The 22,528-nt window shown below is 38.5% G+C and carries 10 protein-coding genes; all 10 read left to right on the top strand.

All coding sequences use genetic code 11. The features are described from left to right. The first annotated feature begins 4 nt into the window (after positions 1–4). The 10 genes from ACQ334_RS04310 (at position 5) to ACQ334_RS04355 (ending at position 22,527) form a co-directional block, all read left to right on the top strand. The gene (locus ACQ334_RS04310; RefSeq protein ID WP_430986934.1) at positions 5–2,806 is read left to right on the top strand and encodes an alpha-d-galacturonidase; all 2,802 of its coding nucleotides are present in this window, start codon (positions 5–7) and stop codon (positions 2,804–2,806) included. A gap of 126 nt (positions 2,807–2,932) precedes the next feature. Next, complete coding sequence (locus ACQ334_RS04315) at positions 2,933–4,465, top strand: glycoside hydrolase family 28 protein (RefSeq protein ID WP_430986935.1); 1,533 nt, start codon at positions 2,933–2,935, stop codon at positions 4,463–4,465. A 175-nt stretch (positions 4,466–4,640) separates the two neighbouring features. After that, complete coding sequence (locus tag ACQ334_RS04320) at positions 4,641–7,382, top strand: glycosyl hydrolase family 95 catalytic domain-containing protein (RefSeq protein ID WP_430986936.1); 2,742 nt, start codon at positions 4,641–4,643, stop codon at positions 7,380–7,382. Positions 7,383–7,491: 109 nt separating this feature from the next. Further along, positions 7,492–10,899, top strand: a complete 3,408-nt coding sequence (locus tag ACQ334_RS04325) for a malectin domain-containing carbohydrate-binding protein (RefSeq protein ID WP_430987249.1) — start codon at positions 7,492–7,494, stop codon at positions 10,897–10,899. Between the two features lie 74 nt (positions 10,900–10,973). Next, positions 10,974–11,960, top strand: a complete 987-nt coding sequence (locus ACQ334_RS04330; RefSeq protein WP_430986937.1) for an aldo/keto reductase — start codon at positions 10,974–10,976, stop codon at positions 11,958–11,960. A gap of 26 nt (positions 11,961–11,986) precedes the next feature. After that, entirely contained in the window at positions 11,987–14,377 is a 2,391-nt protein-coding gene (locus ACQ334_RS04335) for a sugar-binding domain-containing protein (protein ID WP_430986938.1), read from the top strand. Positions 14,378–14,544: 167 nt separating this feature from the next. Continuing rightward, positions 14,545–15,303 carry a DUF3826 domain-containing protein gene (locus ACQ334_RS04340; protein WP_430986939.1) on the top strand — a complete coding sequence of 253 codons (759 nt, stop codon included), beginning with the start codon at positions 14,545–14,547 and terminating at the stop codon, positions 15,301–15,303. A 39-nt stretch (positions 15,304–15,342) separates the two neighbouring features. Continuing rightward, the gene (locus ACQ334_RS04345; RefSeq protein WP_430986940.1) at positions 15,343–18,684 is read left to right on the top strand and encodes a SusC/RagA family TonB-linked outer membrane protein; all 3,342 of its coding nucleotides are present in this window, start codon (positions 15,343–15,345) and stop codon (positions 18,682–18,684) included. A gap of 28 nt (positions 18,685–18,712) precedes the next feature. After that, positions 18,713–20,707 (top strand): RagB/SusD family nutrient uptake outer membrane protein, encoded by a 1,995-nt coding sequence (locus tag ACQ334_RS04350; RefSeq protein ID WP_430986941.1) that lies wholly within the window; start codon positions 18,713–18,715, stop codon positions 20,705–20,707. Positions 20,708–20,862: 155 nt separating this feature from the next. Continuing rightward, a complete protein-coding gene (locus tag ACQ334_RS04355; RefSeq protein WP_430986942.1) occupies positions 20,863–22,527 on the top strand; it encodes a polysaccharide lyase in 1,665 nt (554 codons plus the stop codon). The last annotated feature ends 1 nt before the right edge of the window (position 22,528 follow it).

Genomic DNA, 22,528 nt, shown 5'->3' on the forward strand with positions numbered 1-22,528 from the left:
TAAGATGAAATTCAGAATAATTATATTGTTTTTATTGGTTACAGTGATATTGATTGGAGAAAAACTGGTTGCACAAAACAATAAAATTATACCTGGAGAAGAAATAGTTATAGATGTGTTTAAGCTCAATTCTCCAAGAATTGAATTTGGAGTAGAAAAACTTAGGAAGGCTTTACTCCAAAAAGGGTATCAGGTTATTGTAAATAGAAAATCTCCTGTCAGTTCTGGTAAACGAAATATTGCTATAATTGACATAACTAAAGCACTTGAAGAGTATCCGGAAATGCTTACAACATACGAAAGGAAACACATGCCTTCAAAAGAAGCATTCATTATTGAGTCTGAAAAAAATGGGAATATTAATCTGCAGGGTTTTAGTGCAAGTGGCATTTTGTATGGATGCTTAGACCTTGCTGATAGAATAACCGCTGCTGGAAAATTACCTCAAAAAATTAATAAAGTAGACAGTCCCGAAATGGTGCTCCGCGGCCAATGCATCGGTATACAAAAATCAACTTATCTCCCCGGAAGAAATGTATATGAATATCCTTACACTCCCGAAACATTTCCCTGGTTCTACAATAAAAAATTATGGTTACAGGTGTTGGATTCTATGGTAGATAACAGGATGAATTCTTTGTATCTCTGGAATGGTCATCCCTTTGCTTCATTGGTAAAACTAAAAGATTATCCTTATGCGGTTGAAGTAGATGATAGTACTTTTAAAAAGAATGAAGCAATGTACCGCTTCATTACTACCGAAGCAGATAAGCGTGGCATCTGGGTGATACAAATGTTTTATAATATCATCGTATCCAAACCATTTGCCGAATACAATCATATTAAAACACAGGAAAGAGAAAGGCCCATCATTCCGTTGATTGCAGATTATACCCGAAAATCAATTGCAGCATTTGTAGAAAAATATCCTAATGTTGGCTTAATGGTTTGTTTGGGAGAAGCAATGGAAGGAGTAGGTAAAGATGATATTGAATGGTTTACCAAAACAATTATTCCCGGTGTGCAGGAGGGAATGAAAGCGTTAGGTAAAACAGAAGAGCCGCCCATTGTTTTAAGAGCACATGATACTGATGCACCATCAGTAATGGAAGCTGCATTGCCTCTGTATAAAAATTTATACACCGAAGCAAAATTTAATGGCGAAGCATTAACCTATGCAAGGCCAAGAGGCGAATGGGCAAAGCTGCACCAGACATTAAGTCATTTAGGAAGTGTGCAGATTGAAAACGTACATATCCTTGCTAACCTTGAACCCTTCCGTTATGGTGCTCCCGATTTTATTCAGCAATCAGTAATTGGTATGCATGAGGTAATGGGCGGCAATGGTTTGCATTTATATCCGCAGGCATCTTACTGGGACTGGCCTTACAGTGCCGACAGTGTGAAAGGAGGAAAACGTTTGTTACAAATAGAAAGAGACTGGATATGGTACAAAGCCTGGAGCCGCTATGCATGGAAAGCAAACAGAAGCAGAGCAGATGAAATCAATTACTGGAGTAATTTATTGGCTGTAAAGTTTGGATGTACTAATGCAGATGGCAAAAAAATACTGGAAGCATACGAACAATCAGGAGAGATAGCACCCAAATTATTACGCCGCTTTGGTATTACTGATGGCAACCGTCAAACATTAACATTGGGTATGCTGATGACTCAACTCATCAATCCTTATCGTTATGGTTTGTTTACATTGTTGTATGATGGTGAAAGCCCCGAAGGCGAAATGCTTACACAGTATGCAGAGAAGGAATGGAAAAAGCAAGAGCATATTGGCGAAACCCCGGTACAGATTATCAGTGAAGTAAAACAACATGGCGATAAAGCTGTGGCAGCAATTACAGCCGTTGAAAAAAATATCAAAAAAAATAAAGAAGAATTTAAGCGCATAAAAAATGATATGCTTTGTTATAAAGCAATGGCTTATCATTATGCAGAAAAAACAACAGCTGCTCTGGATGTATTGCGGTATAAATATTCTGATGATATTAATGATCTGAAAAAAGCAATGCCATTGCTGGAGAAAAGTGTTAGCAGTTATAAAGAACTGGTTGCTTTAACGCAAGGCACTTATTTATATGCCAACAGTATGCAAACACAGCAACGGAAAATTCCTATCCGTGGTGCGAATGGAACTTTTAAAACATGGGCTGAAGTGTTAGGGCCATTTGAAAAGGAACTATCAAGATTTAAATATGCGGTGGATTCTATTTACAAAAGAAATACTGCTGCAGTTGAAACTTCAAGCTTAAAGGAAAGGTTGCAAAATGCAGAGGTAAAAATTGTGCCAGCGGATTTGAAATTTTATGCAGTGAATGATTCGCACACTATATTTTCGGATACTGCATTAAAAATGGAAAACTTTGCCGGCGATATTAAATTATTGAATGGGCTGCAATTATCATGGAAGGAACAATTGTCTAAAGGAACGGAAATAAATTTCACTACTGATAAACCTGTGAAAGTGTTAGTAGGTTTTTTCAAGCTAAAGAAAGCAGCGTTTTCAAAAGACACCACTTTTTTAAAAGAACCAGAATTAGAAACCAATGCCAGTGCCAATGATTACGGCCAGGCAGAAATAAAAATTGCCAATGCCCTGGTGATAAAAGGAATGCCGCCGGTGAATATTCATACGTATAGTTTTCCGGCAGGGGCTAATAAATTAAAATTGGCAAAAGGTGTTTGCTTAATACTGGGCTTTGTAAAAGATGATGACATAATTCCGGTGTATGATGCCGGCTTAACAGAAGATGGCGTTAAAGTAGAAATTGATTGGTTATTTGAATAAAACCACTAAAGCACAAAGTACACAAAGCTTCGCAAAGAATTTATTTTTTGCTTTGTGCCCCTTGGTACCTTAATTAATGTCTTTATGGTTAAAATAGAGAAATATACTTTCGTTAAAAATAAGAATATGAAAAAAGGGATAGTGATTCTGATACTTAACTGTTTGTACGTAACTGCAATTCATGCACAGCAATTTTACGACGTAACAAAATACGGTGCAAAAAAAGACAGCAGTGCTAAAGCCACTGTGGCTATTGCCAAAGCTATTGATGCAGCTTCAAAAGCCGGTGGTGGCACCGTGTATTTTCCTGCGGGGAAATATTTAACCGGCCCGATACATTTAAAAAGCAATATTGTTATTTTTATTGATGCCGGCGCAGAATTACATTTCAGTGATGACTTTGATGATTATTTGCCAATGGTAGAAAGCCGGTATGAAGGCGTTGATCTTAAAAGTTTTTCTCCATTGTTCTATGCTTACAAAGTAGAAAATATTACGATAAAGGGAAGAGGGAAAATAAACGGGCACGGAAAAAAATGGTGGGACTATGTATTGAGTTTTCCAAAAGATCAGCCAAGAAATAAATGGCAATTGGCATTTGATGCGGCTAATAAAAATATTATCCTGTCTGATGATTCTGCACAAACCAAAAGAGGTTTTTTAAGGCCGCCATTTATACAACCCATGTATTGCAAAAACATTCTGATAGAAGGTATCACTATAACTAATTCACCTTTCTGGACGATCAACCCGGAGTTTTGCGAAAACATAACAGTGAACGGAGTAACGATCGACAATCCGAAATCACCGAATACAGATGGCATCAATGCAGAGTCTTGCAAGTATGTACATGTATCCAATTGCCATATCAGTGTAGGTGATGATTGCATAACCATTAAATCGGGAAAAGATGTACCGGGCAGAACGAAAAATATGCCTGCAGAAAATTATACCATCACCAATTGCACTATGCTTAATGGCCATGGTGGTGTGGTGATAGGAAGTGAAATGAGCGGCGGTGTTAAAAAGATTGTAATCACTAATTGTGTATTTGATGGAACAGACAGAGGCATAAGAATTAAAACCACAAGAGGCCGTGGAGGAATTGTAGAAGATATACGTGTTGATAATATTGTAATGAAGAATATAAAAGAACAGGCTATAGTGTTGGATATGCAATATTCAAGAGTACCACCAGAGCCGGTGAGTGAACGTACACCACAATTCAGAAATATACGGTTGAGCAATATTACTGCTTATACAAAACAAGCCATGTACATTAATGGGCTGGATGAAATGCCGGTGCAGGAAATCAGTTTAAATGATTGTGTATTTGAAGCCGAAACGGGTATTGTAATTAAAAATGCAAAAGATATTCAATTGCATAATGTAAGGGTGAATACCAGAACCGGTAGTGCATTAACGGCGGATAAAACACAGCGCATAGATATTGATGGACTCACTTCTGCAAAACCGATTGCTGATGTGCCATTAATAAAACTGAATAATGTACAGGATGTTTTATTACGTAACTGCTGGCCATTTAATGGTACAAAAATATTTGCAGCAGTTAACGGTGCTGAAACTAAAAATGTAAAATTATTGAATAATGAATTGGGCGAAGCAACGGTAGTATATGGAGATGAAGTGAAAAAATGAGTTTTCTAACGCAGAGAAAAAGAGAAAAGGAGTTAACGCAGCGTATCTCTGCGAAACCTCATGTATCTCCTTTTCTCTGCGATAAAATTAAATGATGCTAAAAAATACAATAAAATATCTGCTTGTGGGTGCATTCATAATATGTACTCAATTTCTATCAGCACAGAATTTAAAATTGTCGTATCAACAACCTGCCATTAAATGGACAGAAGCTTTACCTCTCGGTAATGGAAGGATCGGTGCCATGGTATTCGGCGGTATTGAACAAGACCGTATTCAATTTAATGAAGAAACACTATGGACAGGCGGGCCGAGAGATTATAATAAACATGGTGCGTATAAATATTTAGACAGCATCCGCAATTTATTATTTGCAGGCAAACAAAAAGAAGCAGAAGCATTGGCAGAAAAGGAATTCATGGGTACTAAAAGTGAAGAGGGAAAGAAAGAAGTGTGGACTAAAAATATTTTATCATTAAAAGGCATTAATGGAAATCCTGCGGAAGAAAATTTTGACGATAGTAAATGGAAAACAATGCAGGTACCTTCATACGATGGTTGGGAAGCCGTGGGCTTTGAAGGATTAGATGGTGCTGTATGGTTACGCACCAGTTTTGAATTGCCGGAATCATGGATAGGTACGCATTCAGGAATGTTTGTGTTGGATTTAAACAGGATAAGAGATTATGATCTCACTTATGTAAATGGAAAATTGGTTGGCTCACAACAAAATGGTGATCCAAGAAAATACATGGTATCAGGTAATCTTTTGCATGCAGGTAAAAATGTGATCGCAGTGCAGGTACTCAATTATTTTGATAAAGGCGGTATTGCAGGATATAAAGACACTACAAAGCATATTAGTATTTATCCCATGGTAGAGGAAACGGATACAATTTCATTAAATGGCCAATGGAAATATTTTATCCAGGATGATAACCCGCCTGCTACAGGAGTGTACCAGGCCAGCTATCAGCCATTCGGAGATTTATTTTTGCAATTTAAAAATACAACAGGCGCTACGAATTACGAACGTGAATTAAATATAAAAAATGCAGTAGCTGCAACATCCTATTCGCTCAACAATATTGACTACAGGAGAGAATATTTTATCAGCCAGCCCAACCAGGTAATGGCTATTCATTTAACCGCATCACAAAAACACAGTATCAGTTTTGATGCATCGTTGAGCAGTCTGCATAAAAATTTTACGGTACAAAAAATAAATAATAACACAATAGCACTTTCAGTTAAAGTGCGGAATGGCGTATTGCGTGGCGAAAGTTATTTGCAAATAAAAATCACCGGTGGTACTTTAAACATCAGTAATAATAAAATAGTAATTGCAGATGCAGATGACGCCACTCTGTATTTAACAGCTGGCACCAACTATAAAAATTACAAAGATGTGTCTGCAGATCCTGCAGTGCCATGTACCAATGCATTAAAAAGTATTGCAACAAAAACATACGACCAGGTAAAAGCAGCACATATAAAAGAATACCAGGAATACTTTAATACTTATTCTATCAACCTTGGTAGAGATGAAGCGGAGATATTACCAACTGACAGGCGCCTTCAATTATTTGCATCATCAGGTGTAGTTGATGCTCCGTTTGTAGCGTTGTATCAGCAGTATGGAAGATATTTATTGATAGCATCTTCACGCCCCGGCACCAGGCCTGCCAACCTGCAAGGCATCTGGAATGATCTGTTAACGCCGCCATGGGGCAGTAAATACACTACCAACATTAATGCAGAAATGAATTACTGGCCGGCAGAATTATTGAATCTGTCACCTATGCATCAATCACTGTTTGATATGATTGGAGAATTATCACAAACAGGAAAAGAAACAGCGAAAGAATATTACAACGCACCGGGTTGGGCAGTGCATCACAATACAGATATATGGCGTGGCACTGCAGCCATCAATGCATCCAATCATGGTATATGGGTAACAGGTGGCGCATGGCTGTGCCAGCATTTATGGGAACATTATTTATTTACACAGGATAAAAATTTTTTAAAAAACAAAGCTTATCCGGTAATGAAGCAAGCTGCTTTATTCTTCAATTCATTTTTGGTAAAAGATCCTGCAACAGGATATTTGATCAGTGCGCCATCTAATTCACCCGAACAAGGGGGATTGGTTGCCGGGCCAACAATGGATCACCAGATAATAAGAGCACTATTTAAAAATGTGATTACTGCAAGTGAATTATTAAATATTGATGCAACATTAAGAGAAACCTTACAGGAAAAATACAAAAATATTGCACCGGATAAAATTGGCCGATACGGGCAATTGCAGGAATGGATGCAGGATGTGGATGACACCTCAAATAAACATCGTCATATTTCTCATTTGTGGGGTATGTATCCCGGCAATGAAATTAATTGGGAAGATAATGGCGAAATGATGAAGGCAGCAAGGCAATCATTGTTGTATCGTGGCGATGCTGCTACCGGATGGAGTTTAGGGTGGAAGATCAATTGCTGGGCCCGTTTTAAAGATGGTAACCATACTTTTAAAATGATACAAATGTTGCTGAGTCCGGCGGGCAGTAATGCAGGTAGTTATCCTAATTTATTTGATGCTCATCCGCCATTTCAGATTGATGGCAACTTTGGTGGTGCTGCTGGCATTGGTGAAATGTTATTGCAATCGCATACTAAATACATTGATATTCTTCCTGCATTGCCTGATGCATTACCCTACGGTGAAGTGAAAGGTATTTGTGCCAGGGGTGGGTTTGTGATTGATATAAAATGGAAGAATGGTGAGTTGGAAAATGTAACGGTACTTTCAAAAGCAGGAATGCCTTTGTTATTGCGTTACAAAGGGAAAGAAAAAAATATTGCAACAACTAAAAACGGAATTTATAAATTTGATGCATCGCTTAATAAACTATAATTTTTTTTGGCCTGTCCCGATTATTTCGGGAGGAACAAGCTTTTTTTTTAACCACAAAGGCAGAAAGGCGCAAAGGTTCACTAAGGCTTTGTGTTGCCTGGTGTTCTTCGTGTCTTTGTGGTTCCATTCAGTCGCCCAACAAAATATAAGAGAAGATATATTACTCAACAACGATTGGACTTACAGCACCGGGATAAATAACTTACAATCTTTTCCTCCCAATACCAACAATTACTATTTTACAAAAGTTAATTTACCTCACAATGCAGATGCATATGATGGTTACCGGAGATTATTACATGGAAATAAACATGGCGATATCTGGTACAGGAAAGTATTAAAAATTGTTCAGCAAAATAAAAGCCGCCGCAATTTTTTATATTTTGAAGGCGTAGGTTCGTATGCAAAAATTTATCTTAACGGAGATTTTATTGGCGAACATGCAGGCGGAAGAACAACTTTTACCATTGATGTTACTGGTAAATTAAAAACCAATGGATATCCAAATGAGATTTTAGTTTTTGCCAGTCATCCTGCCAACATAAAAGACCTGCCCTGGGTTTGCGGCGGCTGCAGCGATGAAAGAGGTTTCTCCGAAGGTTCTCAACCAATGGGCATTTTTCGCCCGGTACATTTAATTGTTACTAATGATGTGCGTATTGAGCCATTTGGTATTCATGCATGGGCAGAAATAAAAAACGACGAGGCATTATTATCTGTCAACACTACTTTTAAAAACTATTCATTACAAAATAAAATTGTTACCATAGTTAATCAACTGGTAGATGTAACAGGTAAAATTGTAAAAGAAGTTACGCTACAGCAATCTTTAAAAGCAAAAGATTCCATTACTGTTCTTCAAAACAAAATAGTTATCGATAACCCCAATTTATGGAGCGTTGAAAATCCTTATCTCTATAAAATTATTTCTCTTATCAAAGAAAATAATTTAGTTATTGATAAAACAGAAACTGATTTTGGTTTTCGTACCATCAATTTTAAAACAGCATCGCATCAATTTATATTAAACGGCAAACCTGTTTTCATCAATGGCATTGCCGAATACGAACATTTATTGGGCGGCAGTCATGCCTTCAGCAATGAAGAAATTATTGCAAGAATGAAATGGGTACAGTCTGCAGGCTTCAATGCTTTTCGTGATGCCCACCAGCCACATAATTTATTGTATGGAAAATTATGTGATGAAAAAGGAATTTTGTGGTGGACACAATTCAGTGCACATACCTGGTATGATACAAAAGAATTCAGAGAGAATTTTAAAACCTTATTGAGAGAATGGGTGATTGAAAGAAGAAATGATCCTGCGGTAATTTTATGGGGGCTGCAGAATGAAAGTAAACTGCCGAAAGATTTTGCAGCAGAATGTACCGCACTCATTCGTTCACTTGATCCCACTGCATCTACACAACGTTTGGTAACCACCTGCAATGGTGGCGAAGGAACAGACTGGGATGTGCCGCAAAACTGGACGGGTACTTATGGTGGCAATCCCGCTACATACGGTAATGATTTAAAGAAACAAATTTTAGTTGGCGAATATGGTGCATGGCGCACTTTAGATCTTCATAGCGAAGGGGGCTTTATGCAAAACGGCATTTTAAGTGAAGACAGAATGACACAGTTGATGGAACAAAAAATTCGTTTGGCAGAAAGTGTAAAGGATAGTGTTGCCGGGCATTTTTTTTGGTTACTCACTTCGCATGATAATCCCGGGAGAGTACAGGGTGGCGAAGGGTTAAGAGAACTGGATAGGATTGGCCCGGTGAATTATAAAGGACTGCTTACGCCGTGGGAAGAACCCACTGATGCGTATTATATGTTCCGAAGTAATTATGTCCCGAAGGAAAAAGAACCAATGGTGTACATTGTTTCTCATACCTGGCCCAACCGTTGGATGAAACCGGGAATAAAGGACAGCATCATCGTATATTCTAATTGTGATGAAGTGGAATTGTTTAATGATATTGACAATGTTTCTTTGGGTAAGCAAAAAAGAAAAGGGATTGGTACGCATTTTCAATGGGATAAAGTGAATATCAAATACAATGTATTGTATGCGGTGGGTTATGTTGATGGAAAGACAGTTGCAAGAGATACGATTGTGTTGAATCATTTGCCAGCATCTCTTAACTACAATAAATTACTGGCCAATACAAAGAACATAACCAAACCAAAAACAGGTTATCAATATGTAGAAAGAGTTAATTGCGGTGGCGGCATTGTTAAAGATGAAAACGGAAATACCTGGTGGCCGGATAGAAATAATTTTTCATCATGGACAACTGATTTCGAAAGCATGCCAAAAGATTTTGCAAGCCAACGAAGAACTTTTGCTCCGATTAAAAACAGCAAAGATTGGAAATTGTTTCAAAGCTTCAGGTATGGAAAAGATAAACTGAAATTTGATTTTGATGTAGAGAACGGTGAATACCTGGTAGAGTTGTATTTTATTGAACCATGGCTGGGAATTGGGGGGATGAATGCAAAAGGGATGAGAGTATTTGATGTGTCTATAAATAACAGAGTAGTTATTGACGATTTTGATATCTGGGCTGCTGTAGGTGAAAATACTGTAATTAAAAAAACATTTACTGTAAGAACAGTTAACGAAAAAATTCTTATCTCTTTTCCTGAAAGCAAGGTGGGGCAGGCTTTAATATCAGCTATTGCTATTGCTAAAAAGGGAGAAAATGTAAATAGAAGAACTGCCACTAAAAGGTCAGGTGCATATCGAATGCAGTCATGGCTGGATGTTGGCGATAAGCAATTTGAAAATGCATCCATTCAATTTAATTCCTTACCATCAAATTTATTTGGTGCCGATTGGATACAATTAAGATCAAAGGAAGCAGAATGGGTATTTCAGCATCATTTTTATTCTTCAACTGATTTGTTTTTGTCAATTAAGGAAGGTGAAAAAGCCACTGGCCTGTTAACCGGATTTGAAAATACCAACACTCAAATTATTACTGATGAAGATAACGGTACAAAATATAATGTTTATCGTAAAAGATTTGCGAAAGATGATACGATGATAATTAATATCAATTCAAATATTATCCTTTGCATGCAACCTGTAACTAACATGCAGCCAGCATACGACCTTAAGCCAACTATATCTTACCGCCCTGCAACTGCAAAATTAATTGGTGATAGTCTCATCAGATCAATGATCAATGAAAAAGAAACCATCAGCTTTAATAAAAATAAAACGGCTATTGAATGGAATATCAATATCGGTGCAGCCGATATTTATTCTTTAAACCTACGTTATACTAATCCTGCCGATAAAAATCTTTCCGGTACATTGCAAATAATTATGGCAGACGGTACAGTTATGAAGAATGAAAAAATTACTTTTACACCTGCTAAACCCGGAAAGTGGAATTATATTTCCACTACTACAGGTTCTATGGTAAACGCAGGAAATTATATTATAAGGATAACAGCAGATGATGCTGTTGGAGTTGGTATTTCAGGTTTAGATGTGCAATAGCTTTATAAGAATTGAAATTGTAATGACTTACCGGTGGCTTCTGCCACCGGATAAAAATATTAAAATCAATAAAAATGGAATTAAGATCATTAGGAAAAACAGGCATCAAGGTTTCAGCTATCAGCTTAGGTACCTGGCAGGTAGGTGGCAAATGGGGCGCAGGTTTCAGCGATACCAATGCGGATACAATTTTAAACAAAGCTATCGACGAAGGCGTAAATTTTATTGACACTGCAGATGTGTACAGTGATGGCGAAAGTGAAAAAGCTGTGGGAAGATTATTGCGCAACCGGAAAGAGAAAATTTATGTAGCCACAAAATGCGGCAGGCAAATACAACCGCATGTTGACGCAGGATATACGGTTGACGTGTTAAGAAAATTTGTGGAGAATAGTTTGCGCAATATGCAATTGGATACTATTGATTTGATACAATTACATTGCCCTCCAACAGCAGTGTATTATCGCCCTGAAATTTTTGAGCTGTTTGATAAACTAAAACAGGAAGGGAAAATTCAACACCTGGGTGTAAGTGTTGAAAAAGTAGAAGAAGCATTAAAAGCAATAGAATATGAGAATGTAACTACGGTGCAAATTATTTTCAACATGTTTCGCCAGCGTCCGGCACAATTATTTTTTAGTGAGGCAACAAAAAAAAATATTGGTGTTATTGTAAGGGTGCCGTTGGCAAGCGGATTATTGACAGGAAAGTTTAGTGCTTCAACAGATTTTGCATCCGGCGATCACCGCCAGTTCAACCGCAATGGCGAAGCATTTGATAAAGGCGAAACTTTCTCCGGCATTAATTATGAAAAAGGAATTGCTGCTGTTGAGGCGTTGAAGAAAATATTTCCTGGTGAAACAAACTTAGCACCCATTGCTTTAAAATGGATATTGCAGTTTGATGCCGTAAGTTGTATTATTCCAGGTGCTTCCAATATGGCACAGGTCAATTCTAACCTCAGTGCATTTACTGTGCCTGATTTTACTGCAGATCAGTTAAAAGCAGTGCAGGAAGTATATGAAAATTATATTAAGCCGTCGGTGCATCAGCTGTGGTAAAAATGAAAAAAAAATATCTTCTTATAATGGTGATTTTGTTGTGCCATGTATTGCATGCACAGGTTAGGCAAACCATTAATTTCGATAATGATTGGAAATTTTATTTAGGCAATGATAGCACTGCAAGCAACGAAAATTATAACGATGCTTCATGGCGCAATTTAAATTTGCCACATGACTGGAGCATTGAAGGAAAATTTTCAAAAGATCATCCTGCTACTAACCAGGGTGGCGCATTGCCTGGCGGTATTGGTTGGTACAGAAAGACGTTTACACTCCCGCTATCTTCCAAAGAAAAAAATATAACCATTGAATTTGATGGTGTGTATAGAAATAGTGAAGTGTGGATCAACGGACATTATTTGGGTAAACGCCCCAATGGATATATTTCTTTTCAATACGACTTAACACCGTATTTAAAATTTGGCAAAGATAAAAACGTCATTGCAGTCAAAGTAGATAATTCACAACAACCCAATTCACGGTGGTATAGTGGAAGCGGTATTTATAGGGATGTGAGATTGATAATTAAAAGCGATTTTCAAATCGATGAAAAATCTTTATTCATTACGACGCCTATTGTAAGTAAAGATTCTGCGACAATAAATGTAAAGGGAGTTTTTAAATCACCTGTAGCACATTACTTGGCATTAAAAATAAGAACAATTGTGTTGTCTGCTAATAATGAAGAAGTGTATTCTGAAATAACCGGCTTGGGTAATGTAAATAATGCAGGAGGTATCAATAGTAATTTTAGTATAAAAACTCCTTTGTTTTGGAGTATGGATAATCCAATTCTATATAAACTAAAATTAGAGCTGTTGAGCTTGAGAAGCGAAATTTTGGATTCAATAACAACAACTTTCGGTATCCGCTCTTTTCACTTCGATAACAAAAAAGGGTTCTTCCTCAACAACCAACCACTAAAAATAAAAGGCGTTTGCATGCATCATGATTTGGGTGCATTAGGAGCTGCCTTTAATTACCGTGCAGCAGAAAGGCAATTGCAAATTTTAAAAACCATGGGTTGTAATGCTATCCGCACTGCACATAATCCACCTGCACCGGAGTTTTTAGACCTGTGTGATAAGATGGGTTTTTTAGTAATGGACGAAGCATTTGACATGTGGCAGAAAAAGAAAAACAAATTTGATTACAGTAAAGATTTTAAAGACTGGTATAAAAAAGACCTGGAAGATATGGTGCTGAGAGACAGAAATCATCCTTCCATTTTTATGTGGAGCATTGGCAATGAAATAAGAGAGCAGTTTGATTCAGCAGGAAAAACAATGGCAAAGGAACTGGTGGATATAGTAAAGCATATTGATCCTACACGTCCTGTTACATCTGCTATGACAGAAATTTTTTTAGAAAAGAATTTTATTGCTCAATCCAATGCATTAGATGTGTTTGGGTTTAATTACAAAGATTACGATTACGATAGTTTGCCCCAACGTTTTCCTGGTCAGCAATTTATTGCATCAGAAACCGTATCTGGCCTGGCAACCAGGGGAGTGTATCAATTTCCTTCAGACACCAATCGCATATGGCCGCCCAATTATAAAGTACAGGATACATTTACTGGTAATAAAGACCTTACCTGCGCTGCCTATGATAACACGTATGCCTACTGGGGCAATACACATGAAAAAGCATGGCTGGCTGTAAAAAAACGTGATTTTATTGCCGGCACTTTTGTATGGAGTGGTTTTGATTTTTTAGGAGAACCGGTTCCCTATCAATGGCCGGCACGGAGTGCGTATTATGGCATTGTTGACCTGGCCGGTTTTCCAAAGGATGTGTACTATATGTACCAAAGCGAATGGACAACAAAACCGGTGTTGCATATTTTTCCGCATTGGAGCTGGAAAGCAGGTGATACAGTGGATGTATGGGCTTATTATAACAATGCAGATGAAGTGGAATTATTCCTGAATGGCAAATCATTAGGCACCAGGAAAAAAACAACTGAGGCATTGCATGTAATGTGGCGTGTACCTTTTGCACCGGGCACAGTAAAAGCTATTTCCAAAAAAAATGGTAAAATAGTTTTAATAAAAGAAATTAAAACTGCAGGTGCTCCTGCAAAAATTGAATTGACAGCGGATAGAAAAATAATTCATGCCAATGGTAAGGATCTTTCTTTTATTATGGCAAGAATTGTAGATAAGGATGGTAATGTAGTTCCCGGCGCAAATAATTTAATTACATTCTCTATCGCAGGCAACGCAAACATCGCTGCAACCGATAATGGTTACCAGGCAGATACTGCTTCTTTTTCCAGTCCTCAAAGACGGGCATGGAAGGGTATGGCCCTGGCCATAGTACGATCGTCTGCAAAAAAGGGAAATAGTACATTAACTGCAAAAGCACCCGGATTGATTTCGGGAACGATTGCGTTGAAGATAGCTGAATAGTAGCGCTCCGGGCTATTTGTAAGCCCACTTTCTTTTTTTGTAAATAGTAAAATTGTACATCTTTATAGCAAAACCTTACATTGTTCTCTTTTATATGCACCTGTACCTTTAGGCAGATAAAATGAATATTGGTTCTCGTTCATTTTTAACGATTTAAAATGCGCTAAATGAAAAGGTTCAAGCTTGTTATTATGGATATGCAATCTTTGAGTAGTGCTTCGCACAAACAAAGTTTTTCAGTCCCTTTTTCACTCCGTTTTTTTTCAATCAGATCAGTAGTATTACTGGCAGCAATTGTATGCAGCCTGGCTACCAATGCGCAACAGGTAGACACTGCTTATCAAAGAGTATTGGCAGAACGCACTGCAAAAATTGTAAACACATTAGGTATTACAAATGATGCAGTATACAAAAAAGTACAGCAGCAATTGATTGAACAGTACACACAACTAAATACAATACAGGATAATAGTAAAGCCGCAGTAACTGCAGTAAAAGCAAAACAACAGGAAAAAGAAATTACTGATGCTGCAGTTAAAGCTGAGGAAGAAAAAAAAGCTACTGCCTTAAAGCAGCTTCATGAAAAATTTATTGCTCAATTAAGTACAACACTTACGGCTGCCCAGGTAGAAAAAGTAAAAGACGGGATGACCTACAGCATTTTGCCTGTAACATGGACGGCTTATTTAGAAATGATCCCCCGCCTTACACAGGAGCAAAAAGATAAAATGTATGCCTGGTTAGTTGAAGCAAGAGAATTGGCAATGGATGAAGGCAGCAGCGATAAAAAACATGCGGTGTTTGGAAAATACAAAGGCAGGATCAACAATTATTTATCTGCAGCCGGGTATGATATGAAGAAAGAAGGGGAAGACTGGGCTAAAAGAATACAAGCTGCAAAAGACGCTAAACAAGCACAAAATTAATTTTATACAACGATTTTAATTTTTTTAAACCAAAGCTATATGACAAAGCACTTTTTAAAGAAGGCACTGCTCCTTCAGTTTTTTCTCCTGCTTAGCTGCATATTATTTGCACAGCAAAAAACCGTTACCGGTAAAGTAATGGATGCCGAAGGCAAACCATTGCAGGGCGTTAATATCAGTATTAAAGGAAGTACAGTTGGTACTGTTACAGATGAGAATGGAGCATTTTCCATTGTTGTTCCTGCAAAGGAATCGGTGCTTAAAATTTCAAGCGCCACTTTCGCTTACCAGGAAATTGTAGTAGGTACTAAAACTTCCATTAATGTTACGCTGCAAAAAGATACCAAGCAATTGGATGATGTGGTAGTGATAGGGTATGGTACACAAAGGGTTAAAGCCGTAACAGGTTCAGTAGTTTCGGTAAATACCAAAAAACTGGAAGACCTGCCGGTAGCTTCTCTTACAGAAATGTTGAGGGGGCAAGTACCTGGTGTTAACGTATCAGGAGGAAGTCAGCGCCCCGGTGCTATGGCCACAGTGAGTATTCGCCAGCAATTTAACTGGGGTAAAGATGGCGGTGGAACAATACCGTTGATCATTATAGATGATGTGGTACAGATTGACCCTGCTACTAATCTTCCAACATTAGATAAATTTAATTTACTTGATCTGTCAGAAGTAGAAAGCATCACTGTTTTACGTGATGCAAGTGCTGCTATCTATGGTACACGTGCTTCTCAGGGCGCAATCGTGGTAAAAACAAAAAGAGGGAAATTAGGAACACCTAAAATAACTTATTCGGGTAAATTTGAAACTAACGATGCTGTAAGTCATAGCAAGGTGATGAATGCAAGAGAATATGGAATTTTTGCGAACAGATTCAACAGGGCTTCAGGTAACACAAGTGCCGATACCTATTTCTCCGCTGCAGAATTGGATAGTATGAGTAATCTAAATTACGATTGGCTACACAATGACTGGAATAGCGCCGGTGCTATGCAACACTCTATCAATGTAAGCGGAGGTACAGACAGAGCAACTTATTTCACAGGCGGGTCTTATTATAACCAGGGAGCTAATTTGGGCTCACAGGATTTTGGCAGGTGGACATTCAGATCAGGTACTGATGTAAAAGTGATGAACAGTATGAAATTCTCTGCTACAATTTCAGCCAATAATTCCAACCTGGAAAAATCATTCACAAAGATCAATTTCTCTGATGGCTATGCAAGTGGTGGTGAACAAAATGACTATAGTGTGTTGCTGCACATGCCAAGATATATACCATGGCAATATACTGTTAATGGTGTGAATCAATATATTTCACCTGCAATGGGGCCAAATAAATTAGGGTCTGCAAGTGGTAATAATTCATTAGGTAACTGGAACTATTATGCGCTTTTAAATAACGGTTCAAAAACCACAACAAAGCTTTTCAGTTACAATGCCAATTTTTCATTACAATATGATGTACCTTTCATAAAAGGCTTATCTGTTAAGGGTAATTATTCAATAGGGTCTACTGCCGGTAATACCGAGCAGATAATGTTGCCTATTACATTGTTACTGGCTAATAATACAAACAAAGCGAACACACATTTGTATTCTCCAACAACAACAACCTGGAATGCCCCTGTTATCAATAAGTCAAACTCAAGGGTTACTTATGACAATACAACAGGCTCATCTGAGCAGATCAACTTTTTTGTAAACTATGACAAAACTTACCGTGATCATACAATATCAGCGATCTTATCCGGTGAGCGGTCAAAAGTTACTTATGATGACCGTTACCAGATCTATGATAACCCGGTTCCTGGTGTATACAACGGAACATCCGTTTCTGCAGGTACTTTAAATACCGGTAATACAATTACAAACAGGTCAGAAGGTGGTACAATGTCTTATTTAGGACGTGTTAGTTATGGCTTTAAAAACAGGTATTTTGCCCAGTTCCTTTTCCGTAGCGATGCTTCAAGCAAGTTTGCGCCTGAAAATTACTGGGGCTTTTTCCCAAGTGTTTCATTGGGTTGGGTAATTTCAGATGAAAATTTCTTTAAAGAAAGATTTAGTGCAATCAATTATATGAAGATCCGTGCATCTTTAGGTAAAACAGGTAATGATAATGTAAAAGCCTGGAAATGGATGCAATTATATTCTGCTGCAACGGATAAGGGTATGGCCTTTGGTACCGCTGGTGGTAACTATACTGTAGGGCTTACTCCGGAAGTAACTCCTAACAGGGATATTAAATGGGACAGGACTTTGCAGAGAAATATAGGAATAGATGCAACATTATTAAAAAACCGGTTATCACTTACATTGGATGGTTATTATAATTCATCTACTGATTTGTTAACATCGATGACTACGGCAACTAATGTTCCTATTTCAGTAGGTGGTGCTTTTGCTGAGCTGAACTTTGGTGCTGTTAATTTCTGGGGTGCAGAAGCTTCTGCAACATGGAACGATCATGTAGGCAAAGTGAATTTTTCTGTAGGGTTGAACTTTGGTATATCTGATAACCAGGTTAAACAAGCTGTAGATATTCCTTTCAGCTACCCATCAACATATGCAGGTGCTAAACGTGAAGGTTATTCGCTGATTGGCCCGCAATGGGGTTACAGAACATGGAAACAAACTTCAACAGGTGATGGTTTGCTGAGAACAGATGCTGACCTTGATGCATACTGGGCATATCTTACTGACCTTGCTACCAAGGCTGGTACTACGCCGTTATACAATGCAGGTGGTGCAAATATTTCTACAAGGGCAGGTATGAAGAAAGGTATGCTGGCGTATGAAGACCAGGCAGGAGCTTTAAATTCTATTACACAAACTATTGCCGATAAAAATGGCCAGATAGTAGATGACCAGGATTATGTACAACTGGTAAAAAGAAACAGGTCATATGGTATTACCACAAATCTTAGTGCTTCATACAAATCTTTCAGCCTTTTAGCGCAGATAGCTACAAGCTGGGGTGGGTACAATAGCATGGATAGGGTAAAACAAGGTACCAGCAGTACTAATGCAATGTGGTCTCAGGTAGCATATCTGAATGATATGTACGATTCAACAGATAATCCTAATGGTAAATATCCAAGCCAGTATTTTTATGATAATGCATATAAAACATCTGACTTCTGGACCTTACCAACTTTCAGGTGTGTGGTACGTTCATTAAGTATTGGTTATACTTTGCCAAAAGAATGGATAACTAAACTGCATGTTTCAAATGCCAAGTTTGTATTATCAGGATATAACTTGTGGGATTTGTATAACCCTTATCCGGGCAAGTACCGCAATATGTATGATGCACCAAACGTAAACTATCCAACGTTGCGAACATGGGCACTTGGTGTAAACCTGGGATTCTAATCTTAATTTATCGTTCAACAAATTGTATATGAAAAATAAAATATTATATCTGATAACTTTTACGGCGATCACAGCGATTGTGGCAACAAGTTGCAAAAAGAGCTTTTTAGAAGACATGAAAAGTTATGACAAATACGACGAAAGCGTTTTTACCAATGAGGTATTAACAGGCCAGTATATCGACAGGTTATATAACTACTATTTTGCAGCATACAGAAGCCCTGTACAGGCTGAAGCTACATTGGGAGCTTATGATGACTCCAAAACAAAAAATACCGAAGAAATGGGGGGTACGGTTAGTAACTATATCAACCCAAATAAGAACCTGCAACTGGCAAGCGATGCAGATGCATATTATGGAGCGGCACTTACAGCCAGTGTTGCCAACAATCCATATACACGTATCCGTTTTTGCAATTTCCTGCTCGAAAAAATGGATGCTGTAGGACAAGCCCTGTCACCATCATTTCGTGCTACTGCCAGGGGCCAGATGTATTATCTCAGGGCATTACAATATTATAATTTAGTACGTGCCTATGGTGGTGTTCCTATTGTTACAACCGTTAGTGATGCCAGCAATACAGATGAAACGATCAGAACACCAAGATCTACAGCCACTGCATGTTTCGTTCAGATCACTAAAGATTTTGATTCGGCTGCTGCATTATTACCTGCAAGATGGGCAACAGGAGGTACAGATTATGGCAGAGCTACAAGTGCTGCTGCGCTGGCAATGAAAAGCCGTGTGCTGCTTACTGCTGCCAGCCCTTTGTTTAATACCGACTGGGATAATGCAGGTAGTGCCAAATGGCAGGCGGCATTACAGGCAGGGTTAAACGCTGAAACAGCTTTGACCGCTGCAGGTTACGGACTGTATGGTACTACAGCGAAAGAATGGGCCGAGATGACCTATGTAAATGACAATGCTTTTAATAAAGAAGCCATTATTGTACAATTGCTTTCTAACACAGCTACTTCTTCTGTTGGGTATAATAATTCCTGGGAAAATTCCATAAGGCTTAAAGATGCTCTTGGTGGTGGAGGAATTTCAGTTCCAAAAGCCATGCTGGATTTATTTCCTTTGGCAAATGGTGCCAGGCCAACCCAGGCTAATGGTTATGTAGATACTTTCTTTTTTGAAAACAGGGATCCAAGGTTCTACCGGACATTTGCTTTTTCCGGCTGTAAATGGCTGGTAAAAGGTACAAATACCAACAAAGCTGCATGGTTATACAGGTGGAGGCCAAGTGCAACAGGAACTGCTGTATATTATGCTGCCAATACATCAAACAGTCCTGCGGTGGTTCGCAAAATGTCGAACCCTGCGGCAGATAGTACTGCGCTGGCATTTTCAGGTACAGATATTTTTGAATACCGTTATGCAGAACTTTTATTGAATATTGCAGAATGTTATGCAGCCAAAGGCGATATTCCTAATTGCCTGGTTTATCTTGGAAAAATACGTGCCCGTGTAGGTATACCTGCTGCTAATAATTATGGCATCGGAACACCTGCCAGTAAGTATGCCGCTATTGAAGCATGTTTGTACGAACGTAGGGTAGAGCTGGCTTACGAAGGAAAACGCTATTGGGATATCCAGAGATGGTTATTATATGATGGTGTGTCAGCAACTAACACTGCAGCAAACACCTGCACCAAGTTGGGTATTCCGCCAATCAATGGTACTAACAGAACAGGTTATTACTGGCAGGGTATTAATTACACCAGTGCTGATCCATTAACAAATGCAGACAGGGCATCAGTTTTGATTGATCCGGATGCAGCTAACTTTGCAACTCAGATAGCAAATCTTAAAACATTGTATAAATCTAAGTTTGTAATGACACCGCTTGACCAGGCCTGGGATCGTGATGGTACTACTCCTGTTAATATTTTATTCAGGCCTAATTATTATGTCTCAGGATTAACTGCAACAATATTATCATTCAATCCATGGTTGTTACAAAACGTAGGATGGTCTGATTATAATGGAGCTGCCGGTACATTCAACTCAACAGAATAAAATAATAATAAACGGCTCCTGATATAATATAATTAAGAACCGCAATTAATAAAAAAGAGAAAGCATCCCTTTCTCTTTTTTTAATCAAAATAAATAAAAAAAAGCAACAGCATTTTTATAAAAAATCGTCTAATAGTTTTCAAACTATCATCACAATGAATACATCATTTAAAAAACTGGTATTGTTATCTTCAATAGTGTTGGCAATAACAAATTCTGCCAACGCACAATACCCCGACATTTCCCCCGAAGTAAAAAAATCATCCGACTCTTTAATGGATGCGGCACGCAAACATTCCGATTCTGCATGGGCCATTGCTTTTCCTATTGTGGAAGAAGAAGCTGCAAAATTTCAAAGGCCTTATGTGCCGTGGGCAGCACGTCCTGTAGATTTACCACAGGCAGGCATACCCGCTTTTCCGGGTGCAGAAGGTGGCGGCAAATATAGTTTTGGTGGCCGTGGGGGAAGGGTGATTGTAGTTACCAATTTAAATGATGATGGCGTAGGTAGTTTACGCTGGGCATGTGAACAAGGGGGCGCAAGAATTGTAGTGTTCAATGTATCCGGTATTATCCGCCTTAAAACGCCACTGATGATAAGAGCGCCTTATATTACTATTGAAGGGCAAACAGCACCGGGTGATGGTATTTGTGTGGCAGGCGAATCTTTCTGGCTAAATACACATGATGTTATTGTTCGCTTTATGCGCTTTCGCCGTGGCGAAACATGGGTAGGCAGAAGAGATGATGCGATTGGTGGAAATCCGGTTGGTAATATCATGATCGATCATGTGAGTGCCAGCTGGGGCCTGGATGAAAATATGAGCATGTACCGCCACATGTACAATGACAGTACCCCTAATTTAAAAGCAGAAGAAAAATTAGGTACCGTAAATATTACTATTCAGAATTCTATTTTCTCTGAATCATTAGATACCTGGAACCACGCCTTTGGCAGTACTTTAGGTGGAGAGAATTGTGCTTTTGTAAGAAACCTTTGGGCCGATAATGCAGGTCGTAACCCTTCAATTGGATGGAATGGTATTTTTAATTTTGCCAATAACGTGGTGTTTAACTGGGTACACCGTTCAACTGACGGCGGCGATTACACGGCAATGTATAATATCATTAACAATTATTACAAACCAGGGCCGGCAACACCCGACCAGACACATCCTATTGCCCATAGAATTTTAAAACCGGAAAGCGGCCGCAGTAAATTAGGTTACCTGGTTTTTGGCAGGGCATATGTAAATGGCAATATTGTAGAAGGCAACGAAGCAGTAACAAAAGATAACTGGAATGGTGGCGTGCAGGTAGAAGAAGAAGCCAATGCGGGAAAATATACTGCTAAGATGAAATGGAATAAACCATTGCCTATGCCGGAGTTAACAATCATACCGGCAGTTGCTGCAAAAGAATTTGTCTTAGCCAATGCCGGCGCTACACTACCTGTAAGAGATGCCGTTGATAAAAGAATTGTAGAACAGGTAAAAACCGGCAAGATTACAGTGTCGCCCGATGTAGTGGCACCCACCACACAATTTAAACACCGCAGGCTTCCTTTGGATTCTTATAAGATCGGTATCATCACAGATATTTCGCAGGTAGGTGGTTATCCTGACTACAAAGGAACACCTTACAAAGACAGCGATAATGATGGCATACCTGATGCATGGGAAACAGCTCATGGTTTAAATGCGAATGATGCCAGCGATGCTGCAAAAATTACAAAGAGCGGTTACAGTAATATTGAAGTGTATTTAAACAGCGTGGTGGATGTTAAAAAAGTAACACCTGCAACAACAGTAAAAAAATAAT

The sequence above is a fragment of the Ferruginibacter sp. SUN106 genome (genome assembly GCF_050611765.1).
In the GTDB taxonomy this organism is placed as follows: Bacteria; Bacteroidota; Bacteroidia; order Chitinophagales; family Chitinophagaceae; genus Ferruginibacter.

Excerpts from the sequence above, each read along its gene's own strand:
- ACQ334_RS04310 (WP_430986934.1), top strand. The coding sequence starts at position 5 with ATGAAATTCAGAATAATTATATTGTTTTTATTGGTTACAGTGATATTG.
- ACQ334_RS04330 (WP_430986937.1), top strand. The coding sequence starts at position 10,974 with ATGGAATTAAGATCATTAGGAAAAACAGGCATCAAGGTTTCAGCTATC.
- ACQ334_RS04335 (WP_430986938.1), top strand. The coding sequence starts at position 11,987 with ATGGTGATTTTGTTGTGCCATGTATTGCATGCACAGGTTAGGCAAACC.
- ACQ334_RS04345 (WP_430986940.1), top strand. The coding sequence starts at position 15,343 with ATGACAAAGCACTTTTTAAAGAAGGCACTGCTCCTTCAGTTTTTTCTC.
- ACQ334_RS04350 (WP_430986941.1), top strand. The coding sequence starts at position 18,713 with ATGAAAAATAAAATATTATATCTGATAACTTTTACGGCGATCACAGCG.
- ACQ334_RS04340 (WP_430986939.1), top strand. The coding sequence starts at position 14,545 with ATGAAAAGGTTCAAGCTTGTTATTATGGATATGCAATCTTTGAGTAGT.
- ACQ334_RS04315 (WP_430986935.1), top strand. The coding sequence starts at position 2,933 with ATGAAAAAAGGGATAGTGATTCTGATACTTAACTGTTTGTACGTAACT.
- ACQ334_RS04355 (WP_430986942.1), top strand. The coding sequence starts at position 20,863 with ATGAATACATCATTTAAAAAACTGGTATTGTTATCTTCAATAGTGTTG.